Origin of the sequence: Vibrio sp. 10N.247.310.24 (assembly GCF_041467175.1) — a bacterium.
Lineage (GTDB): Bacteria > Pseudomonadota > Gammaproteobacteria > Enterobacterales > Vibrionaceae > Vibrio > Vibrio tasmaniensis_A.
Genome location: NZ_JBFSUD010000119.1, coordinates 1 through 9,845, shown reverse-complemented (window position 1 = coordinate 9,845; position 9,845 = coordinate 1). Strand labels below are relative to the sequence as shown.

Annotated in this window: 7 protein-coding genes and 1 other annotated feature; of the genes, 3 read left to right on the top strand and 4 right to left on the bottom strand. The window is 42.2% G+C overall.

From position 1 onward, the window contains the following. Positions 1–428: 428 nt before the first annotated feature. From pheA to AB6E08_RS21720, 4 genes are all read right to left on the bottom strand, one after another. Positions 429–1,604, bottom strand: coding sequence for a prephenate dehydratase (gene pheA, locus AB6E08_RS21735; RefSeq protein WP_017098363.1), 1,176 nt, complete (start codon positions 1,602–1,604; stop codon positions 429–431). Positions 1,605–1,616: 12 nt separating this feature from the next. Further along, positions 1,617–1,738: a sequence feature (Phe leader region), on the bottom strand. A 110-nt stretch (positions 1,739–1,848) separates the two neighbouring features. After that, positions 1,849–2,184, bottom strand: a complete 336-nt coding sequence (hpf, locus tag AB6E08_RS21730; RefSeq protein ID WP_004735034.1) for a ribosome hibernation-promoting factor, HPF/YfiA family — start codon at positions 2,182–2,184, stop codon at positions 1,849–1,851. Positions 2,185–2,608: 424 nt separating this feature from the next. Continuing rightward, on the bottom strand, positions 2,609–4,033 hold the full coding sequence (locus tag AB6E08_RS21725; protein ID WP_017098365.1) for a transporter substrate-binding domain-containing protein: 1,425 nt from the start codon (positions 4,031–4,033) through the stop codon (positions 2,609–2,611). A gap of 157 nt (positions 4,034–4,190) precedes the next feature. After that, positions 4,191–4,919 (bottom strand): outer membrane protein assembly factor BamD, encoded by a 729-nt coding sequence (locus AB6E08_RS21720; RefSeq protein WP_009848466.1) that lies wholly within the window; start codon positions 4,917–4,919, stop codon positions 4,191–4,193. A 137-nt stretch (positions 4,920–5,056) separates the two neighbouring features. Here AB6E08_RS21720 and rluD point away from each other — a divergent pair, with 137 nt between their 5' ends. From rluD to clpB, 3 genes are all read left to right on the top strand, one after another. Next, entirely contained in the window at positions 5,057–6,031 is a 975-nt protein-coding gene (gene rluD / locus AB6E08_RS21715) for a 23S rRNA pseudouridine(1911/1915/1917) synthase RluD (protein WP_009848467.1), read from the top strand. A gap of 8 nt (positions 6,032–6,039) precedes the next feature. Continuing rightward, positions 6,040–6,774 (top strand): peptidoglycan editing factor PgeF, encoded by a 735-nt coding sequence (pgeF, locus tag AB6E08_RS21710; protein WP_372064156.1) that lies wholly within the window; start codon positions 6,040–6,042, stop codon positions 6,772–6,774. Between the two features lie 142 nt (positions 6,775–6,916). Further along, positions 6,917–9,490 carry an ATP-dependent chaperone ClpB gene (gene clpB, locus AB6E08_RS21705; protein WP_372064152.1) on the top strand — a complete coding sequence of 858 codons (2,574 nt, stop codon included), beginning with the start codon at positions 6,917–6,919 and terminating at the stop codon, positions 9,488–9,490. Positions 9,491–9,845 lie beyond the last annotated feature (355 nt).

The window sequence follows — 9,845 nt, the reverse complement described above, 5'->3', positions numbered from 1 at the left end:
CATATAGGCTCCTTTCAGAGTCTATATTAGATCATGAATTTAATGGAATTGGTATTAGTACTTAGCTTCATGGTTATTCACAACATGGTTTATAAATTTTAGCGCGCAAGTTTATGTTATTTCGAGAGTTCTTGCCATCGATTATATTGTGTTTGAAGAGTTTTGTTTGGGTTTTAAGTTTTTGTATTTACTGATTAAATTATCAGTAATGAGTGTTTAAGTAAGTACGGTGGGAGTGATTAAAGTGGATAGGAGTGAGAATCAGTAACACAACCAATTCATTTTTAAGTATACAGACTTTGCGTATTCCTTAGTTCGAGTTTTATTCCATTAGTTACTTTCTTTTAGCATTTGGCCTGCAGTAGGCCAAATGCTTGTATTAGTGAAAAGCTTATAGCAGTTAAAATGGGGGAACAGATAATAAAAAGTTAAGACAACTTAACTTGAGTAGCCTTAATGTTCTCACTTGGGTAACAACCTAACACTTTTAGGTGACGAGTTATGGCTGTTAGTTCCGTTATCGCTTGCTGCATATTATCTGAATCTAAGTGTGCTTCTAAATCCACATAGAACATCTCTTCCCAAGGGTTACCCATGATAGGACGAGATTCCAGCTTGGTCATGTTAATACCTAAGCGTTGCAGAATCAGTAGTGTTTCAACCAAAGAACCGGCTTCTTGAGAAGTTGACATGATAAGCGTCGTCTTAGCTGGGATCTGAGTCGATACTTCAACAGGCTTACGAGCGACCACGATGAAACGAGTGTGGTTCTCAGTTTGATTTGCAATGTTGCCTTGGATTGGTTGAAGTCCATAAAGCTTGCCGCTCGATGCATTACCAATCGCTGCCACATCATCACCGCCTAGATCTTTCACCTTTTTCATAGCATCAGCTGTGCTTGCACAAGATTCAAGGCTGACATCTTTAAGGCGGCTTAAAAACTCACTGCATTGTTGATGAGGTTGTGGATGCGAATAGAGCGTTTTAATGTCTTCTAAACGAATATCATTTTTCGCGACAAGGCAATGTTCAATCGGTTGAGAAAGTTCACCAACGATGTAAAGCGTTGTGTGTTGTAGTAGATCGTAGACTTCGTTAATTGACCCTGAACTGGTATTTTCAATCGGTAGTACACCGTAGTCGGCATGGCCCGATTCTACAGTCGATGCGACTTCTTTGAAGTGATTACAGTTCAGCTCAATCAATTCCATATTCTTGCGGCTGAAGTATTCACGGCTCGCAAGGTGAGAATACGATCCCTTAGAACCTAAGAATGCAACGCGAGCTAGTGGTTTACGGCTTTGCGGATTCGCTAGGTTTTGTAAGTATGACTGCTGCAGTAAAACGGAATCTTCGATGATGGTGTGAAACAGCTTAGTAATGTACTGAGCATCCAATTCGTACTTGTCTTTTCCGTTGTTGATCAATTTGACTAGTAGTTGTTGCTCTCGTACTGCATCACGAACGGGTTTTGATGTTTCTACCTTGCTTTTAGCGACTTCGATACTCAGCTTACGACGCTCTGAAAGTAATTTTAGGAGTTCGTCGTCTAAATCATTGAGACGAAGGCGGATATCATCTAGTGAAATTGTTCGGTCAGTCATAAATGTGTCCTTATAAAAAAGCCCCCCTAGTGTGGGAGGCTTCTTGTTCGTTTTTGACTTGTTTTTCTAAAACGACTTAGCCTCCGATTTACGGAAGAAAAAAGAAGTCAAAAATAAACAAAGAGTGAGAGTGCATAAAAAGTGATTGTTTTATGAATGTTTAAACACAATAAGCAAGCGAGCTACGAGCGTCAAGCAAAAAAATAGCGCCCTGAGGCGCTATTTTTTAATCTGTCATATTTCCTTATTCTACTTCAGCTTCTAGCTCTTCGATTTCAGGCTTTTCAGCGCGGCGCGCTTCTGGTTTATGGCGCAGCTTGTTGAGTTGACGCTCTAGTTTTTGTTCTACTTCGTTAATAGCTACGTAGAGGTCGTCATGAATTGATGAAGCAACAAGTTGGCCTTTTGGTACCGTTAGAACGGCTTCAAATTTTTTCTTTTTATTTGGTTCTTCGCTAAAGCTCGCTTGGCAGCCAATGATGTCTACTTGCCATTTATCCAGCTTCTTAAATTTGCTTTCTATGTGATCACGGATTGCAGAGGTAATGTCGATATTTTTACCAGTGATGTTCATTTTCATAGAAGTTTTCCTCTGTTGTATCCCTCATGGGTTAACTTCAGATTACGACTTTTAGGAATAAAGAACGTGATCTAGGTCTTGTTTTGGTTGGGTGGGATAAGCATTAAAATCAAATGTGATCTCACGCAAGTCTTGATATCTTTTTGTCGAAAAATACTTGTTATCCCTATGAAAAACGATAAGTTGGAGACAAGGCTTCGCTAAAAATTAAACCAGTTTTTAGGGGCGGACTACAGCCTATAGAAAGTGCTTGATTGAAATTTACTCAATAGTGTTTTGTGATATAGGTATCATGATGTAGCTCTCTACGTAAGCTTCTTCAGAATTAGATAAACAAAAGCCGCATAAGTTTTCTTATGCGGCTTTTATGTTTTTAACCTTATCTAACACCTTTGTTCTTCAAGCTCTGATGTTGAGGAGGAAGTTAATCGTTAGTGTTCAGTAATCTCGCTGTACTGTCCTCTCGGATGGCATTGATTGCTTGCAATTGTTTGTAAATGACGAAGTAACGATTGATGTTGGCGACATAGGTTACGGGTTCTTTACTCACGTACTTACGAGTGATGATTTCGACGTTTTTAAACCAGATATTTGGGTTATAACCCTTCTTTTTAGCAATGTTTCGCATCTTTCTTATCTTAGCGGGGCCTGCATTGTAAGAAGCTAAAGTGAAGTAGATTTGATTGTCAGGCGATATCGCTGGATCGTCAAAATATCGGTCTTTGATAAAGCGCATATATTTCACACCAGCATGGATGTTGTTATCCACCTTATGTATGTTTTTTATATTGACGTTTTTGTCTTTGGCGGTACTTGGCAACACCTGCATTACACCGATGGCGCCTCGGTGAGAAACCCTGCTTTGATCAAGTCCAGACTCTTGGAAACCTTGAGCTGACATCATCAAAGGGTCGAATTCGTATTCATTCGAATATTTTTCAAAGACATCTGCCAGTTTTGCCACTCGGTCTACTTTATTAGGGTTGAGTGCTCGTCCTAACCAACGAGTGTTGTCGATGTATTTATTATAGATAACGTTCCCAAGTAGAGTTCCTGTTCGTGCGGTCTTTACGTATTTGTTGATCTCTTTCTTTAGCTGAGGGCTGTCTTTTCTCAGTGCCCAAGCAATTTGACCATTTTCACGCAGCGGCAACTCAGTGTGTACCTGAATGTTTTCCATAACATCGAGCCAGAGCTTAGCTTTGTGGCTATCTAGAACTGTACCTTGTATATAACCCTGATTAACCAGTTCTATCAGCTCGTAGTCTTGCAATGATTCTTCGATAAAGTGGACATGCAGTGGTGGTAAACCTAGTGCGTTAAGCTCTTTGTTGACTCTTTGAACACTCTCGAAGTAACTCGAGCTAGCTCGGATCCAGACCTCTTGACCACTCAATTGCTTGATTTCGGTGATAGGGGCAGAATTTTTTCCGGTGATAATCAGTTCTTTCCCATCTTTGATCATTGGATCGGAAAAATCGATGACACTTAACCGCTTGTCGGTGATCGTTAGGTTGGCGACAGCGACATCACCGTAACCAGATTCTAACGAGGGGAGTAGATCATCTCGTTGCACGGGGATGATTTGAACGTTGAGATAGGGGTGCTTCTTACGAAGACTTTTCTCAAAGTGGTAGAGCATTTCTGCCACAATACCTTTTGGCTTGCCATCTTCTATGTAGTAAAAGCCCAGATCAGCCGAAACCAATACTCTCACTGTTCCTTTTGTTTTGAGTACATCTAAGTCTCCCATGTAAGGTTGATTGCTCAATGGGGACAGTTCTAATGCGTTGGAAAGTTGGCTAAATAACCCGATCCAGATAAATAATAACATCCTGCTCACATCCACACTCCATGTTGATGTTTTGTTAAAAGTTATCTATTGAAGATACTGCTTATGTTGCCATTCATCAAGTTTACCAGACGAAGTTCAAAAAAAATCGCGCTAACAAATTAGCGCGATTTTGAAGTGATTGTTTTAGTTAACGACGAGTGTGATTCGCTGACTAAGGCAGTGGATTGAGCTCGATTAACTTTTCTGTTCGTAACACTGCGTCTTCTAAGCCTAGTTGTTCATAAGCTTCTAATTGAATGTCTAAAGACTTACGTGCAGCAATGGTGTCAGGGTAAGTCTTCTGCAACTCTTGTGTTCTGTTTATAGCTGCAATCCAAGCTTCACGACGCAGGTAGAAATCAGCGGTTGCTAAGTCATACTCCGCGAGGCGGTTTTTCAGTGCGAACATGCGTTTTTGTGCATCTTCAGCGTATGGGCTTGCTGGGAAACGTTCTAACAGTCGTTTGAAATCAGCAAATGCAAGTTTCACAGGTTCTGGGTCTCGGTCGCTACGATCGATATTAAAAATATCATGCATGAAGTTTCGGTCTTGTGCCATATGCGTTAAACCGCGCATGTAAAGAACCCAATCCTGTTTTTCATGAGTAGGGTTTAAGCGTAGGAATCGCGAAATAGTCGCAAGGCCAAGCGCCAAGTCATCATTTTTGTAGTAAGCGTAAATCAGATCCAGTTGTACTTGTTCAGAATAGGCGCCGAATGGGTAACGTGAGTCTAAGGCTTCTAGCTTTTCGATTGCAGAAAGCCAGCTACCACTCTGCAGTGATTCTTGGGCGTCAGAGTAAAGAACCGATGGCGGTACATCCGGTACTATTTCTTCACTACTTGAACAACCAACTAAGAGTGATACGGCTAATAGACCCGTTAAAGTAAGGTGTTTCATGTCAGGCGTCGATTCCTTGAATTAAATATTTCGTAAGCTTCCGTTACTTTCTAACCAGTAACAGATACAATGATGCAATTATTCTATTTTATCCATACTAATGGGTATTAGTCTCACGGTTTTTAAAAAAGTTCGATATGGCTCAGCAGATAACATTAACAGACACAGTAAAAAGCAGCCAGTTAGGTCAACGTTTAGACCAAGCTGTCGCTGAACTATTTACCGATTTTTCTCGCTCTCGTATTAAAGAGTGGCTTCTTGACGGCAAAATCCAAGTGGATGGCGAAGTTATCACTAAACCGCGCACCATAGTTTTGGGCGGTGAAGCGATCATCTTACAAGCAGAGCTTGCGGATGAAGAGCGCTGGGAAGCACAAGATATTCCGTTAGACATTGTCTATGAAGATGATGATTTATTGGTTATCAATAAACCTCGCGATCTGGTTGTACACCCAGGTGCAGGTACGCCGGATGGAACCATACTAAACGCATTGCTTTTCCATTACCCTCAGATTGCTGAAGTACCTCGTGCGGGTATTGTGCACCGTCTTGATAAAGACACAACTGGTCTTATGGTTGTGGCTAAAACGGTTCCAGCTCAAACTCGCCTTGTACGAGCTCTTGCTAAACGTCGTATTACTCGTGAATATGAAGCAATTGCTATTGGTAAAATGACCGCGGGTGGTGTGGTTGAGAAAGGCATTAGCCGTCATGCAACTAAGCGTACGTTAATGGACGTTAATGAACTGGGTAAGCCTGCGGTAACTCACTACCGTGTTGCTGAGCACTTCCGCGAACATACTCGTATTCGTCTGCGCCTAGAAACGGGTCGTACTCACCAAATCCGTGTTCACATGTCATACCTTCAGCACCCGTTGTTAGGTGATATTGCGTACGGTGGTCGTGCACGTATTCCAAAAGGTGCATCTGAAGAGCTAACGACAATGATTCGTTCTTTTGATCGCCAAGCGCTACACGCGGTTATGCTGAAGTTTGTTCACCCGATTACTGGTGAAGAAGTAGAGTTCCACGCACCTGTGCCAAATGACATGGTTGTGATGGCTGAAGCGTTGCGTGTTGATGCTCGCGAAAACATAGAAGACGACATTTAATCGTGTCAATGATCATCCCTGACTGGAATGCACCAAAAAACGTGAAAGCATTTGCTTCGACTCGTTTTGATGGTTGTTCTACAGGTGCTTATCAAGGGTTAAACCTTGGTATGCATGTTGGGGATGATGCTTTACTTGTTGAAAGTAATCGAACATGGCTAAAGCAACAATCTAAGATGCCCACGGCTCCAGTATGGCTAAATCAAACTCACTCAACGGATGTCATTACGGTTTTAGAACCTGTGGCGAATGTGCTTGATGCGGATGGTGCATTTACCACTGCAAAGGGGATTGTGTGTTCTGCGATGACAGCTGATTGCTTACCGGTCATCCTTACCGATACCAAAGGCACTCAAGTTGCTGCCGTTCATGCCGGTTGGCGTGGTCTTGCTGGTGGCATTCTTGAAAATGCCGTAGCAAAGTTTTCAAACCTAGATTCAGATAATCAGATCATTGCTTGGCTTGGCCCTGCTATTGGTAAAGATGCGTTTGAGGTTGGCAACGATGTGTTGGACGCTTTTGTTCGTTTTGACCCTCAAGCGAAATTAGCATTTAAAGCTAAATCTGAACCCGGCAAGTGGTTAGCAAACATGTCTCAACTTGCGACTCAACGATTAATAAAAGTTGGCGTGACTTCGGTGACAGATTCGAATCTATGTACATACGCAGATTCAGATGCTTTCTATTCTTATCGTCGTGATGGTATTACTGGGCGTCAGGCAACATTTATTTGGTTAGAGTAATCTCTGACTAGCATAACCACTCATCCAGTTCATTTATATTTTCATATCAGCTCTATTCTTCATCCTTATCCCTTGAAAATCTGCGTTACCGTATCCATCTTCTAACCATAAGATAAACATATCTAAGAGTAGGAAGGTTGGCATGCGTCTCGATCGATTCACTAGTAAATTCCAAATTGCGATATCTGATGCTCAGTCGCTCGCATTAGGTCGTGATCACCAATATATAGAACCTGTACACCTAATGGTGTCTTTGCTTAATCAAGATGGCAGTGCGATTCGTCCATTGCTCACTATGCTGAATATTGACGTTGTTCAATTGCGTTCTAAATTGAGCGAAATATTAGACAGAGTCCCAAAAGTCAGCGGTATCGGTGGTGATGTTCAGCTTTCTAACGCAATGGGAACGCTATTCAACCTATGTGACAAGGTCGCGCAAAAGCGTCAAGACAGTTATATATCTTCAGAAGTATTCCTACTCGCTGCAATAGAAGACAAAGGACCTCTAGGTAACTTACTTAAAGAGTTAGGCCTTACTGAGCAAAAACTATCTCAAGCTATCGAGCAAGTTCGTGGTGGTCAAAAGGTTGATGACCCGAATGCGGAAGATAGACGCCAAGCTTTAGAGAAGTTCACCATTGATCTGACCGAGCGAGCAGAGCAAGGCAAGCTAGATCCTGTGATTGGTCGTGATGATGAAATTCGTCGCACGATTCAAGTCCTTCAACGTCGTACTAAGAACAACCCTGTCATTATCGGTCAACCCGGTGTAGGTAAAACTGCGATTGTCGAAGGTTTGGCTCAGCGTATTATCAATAATGAAGTGCCTGAAGGCTTAAGAGGCCGACGAGTGCTTTCATTAGACATGGGCTCATTAGTTGCGGGTGCTAAATATCGTGGTGAATTCGAAGAGCGTCTAAAATCAGTGCTTAATGAATTATCGAAAGAAGAAGGCAATGTCATTCTCTTTATCGATGAAATTCATACGATGGTCGGCGCAGGTAAAGGCGAAGGCTCTATGGATGCGGGTAACATGCTGAAACCAGCATTAGCTCGTGGTGAACTGCATTGTGTCGGCGCAACAACGCTCGATGAATACCGACAATATATAGAGAAAGACCCGGCTTTGGAGCGTCGATTCCAAAAAGTGATCGTGGATGAACCCACCGTTGAAGACACGGTAGCGATTCTTCGTGGTTTGAAAGAGCGCTATGAACTCCACCATCATGTAGAAATTACCGATCCTGCTATCGTAGCGGCGGCAACGCTATCTCACCGATATGTTTCAGATCGTCAGTTACCAGATAAGGCGATTGATCTCATTGATGAAGCGGCTTCGAGTATTCGAATGCAGATAGATTCAAAGCCCGAGTCATTGGATAAGTTAGAGCGCAAAATCATTCAATTGAAGATCGAACAGCAAGCTCTGATGAATGAAAATGATGAGGCCAGTGAAAAGAGGCTTCGTACGTTACAAAGCGAACTTTCTGAGAAAGAACGCGATTTCGCAGAGCTTGAAGAAGTGTGGAACGCTGAAAAAGCGGCGCTGTCTGGTACGCAACATATTAAATCAGAGCTAGAACAAGCTCGAATGGATATGGATTTTGCACGACGCGCTGGTGACCTTAACCGTATGTCTGAATTGCAATATGGTCGAATCCCAGAATTGGAGAAGCAGTTAGATCTCGCGACTCAAGCTGAAATGCAAGAAATGACCTTATTACGTAATAAGGTGACCGACGCTGAGATCGCCGATGTCCTTTCAAAGCAAACCGGTATTCCTGTTTCTAAAATGCTAGAAGCAGAAAAGGAGAAGCTTCTGAAAATGGAAGGTGTTCTGCATAAGCGGGTTATCGGTCAAGCGGAAGCGGTCGAAGTGGTATCGAATGCGATTCGTCGTAGCCGTGCTGGTTTGTCTGATCCGAATAAGCCGATTGGTTCGTTCTTGTTCTTAGGGCCAACAGGTGTAGGTAAAACGGAACTGTGTAAAACATTAGCTAACTTTATGTTCGATAGTGAAGATGCGATGGTTCGTATCGATATGTCTGAGTTTATGGAAAAACACTCTGTTGCTCGTTTAGTTGGTGCTCCCCCTGGTTATGTGGGTTATGAAGAAGGTGGGTACTTAACCGAAGCTGTTCGTCGAAAACCTTATTCTGTCATTCTGCTTGATGAGGTAGAGAAAGCTCACGCAGATGTTTTCAATATTCTATTGCAAGTTTTAGATGATGGGCGATTAACTGACGGACAAGGTCGTACGGTTGATTTTAGAAATACCGTGGTAATCATGACATCGAACTTAGGTTCAACTCGTATTCAAGAGAACTTTAATACATTGGATTACCAAGGGATTAAAAATGAGGTTATGGAAGTGGTGGGTAAACATTTCCGACCTGAGTTTTTGAATCGAGTTGATGAAAGTGTCGTGTTTCATCCATTAGGCCAAGAGCACATCGAGTCAATTGCCGCTATTCAGCTTGATCATTTGAAAAAGCGAATGGAAGACAATGGTTATGAACTCGAAGTTTCAGAAAAAGCGCTCAAGCTAATCTCTCAAGTTGGTTTTGACCCTGTATATGGTGCAAGGCCTCTTAAAAGAGCAATTCAACAAACAGTAGAGAACCCATTAGCGAAAGCGATACTTGCAGGGAAAATCAATCCGGATAAGAAAGTGCAGCTATTAGTGAATAACGACCGAATTATAGCTCACCAATAATAAAGGTAAGAACGATAGGTACGATTAGTCGAAATTAAGACGTAATCGTACCTATTTTGAACGTTTTGTGCGAATAGTGTCCGAACGATCGCCTGTGGCGATTTTTTTCCGTTTTTGGTCTTGTGCAAAGGGGGATTCTCTCTATAATACGCCTCCGTTGCTAGGGATAACCAAGCGGTTTGAACTAAGTAACGAGACGACATTAAGCATTTAAGATGCTTTGAAAAATTAGCTGGGAAAAGTGTTTGACACTGGAACCCAATTCGCTAGAATGGCCGTCCACTTAGAGAGGCTCCTTACTAAAAGGAACGCTCAACAAGTGAAGCTCTTTAACAATTTAAACCTATCAATCTGT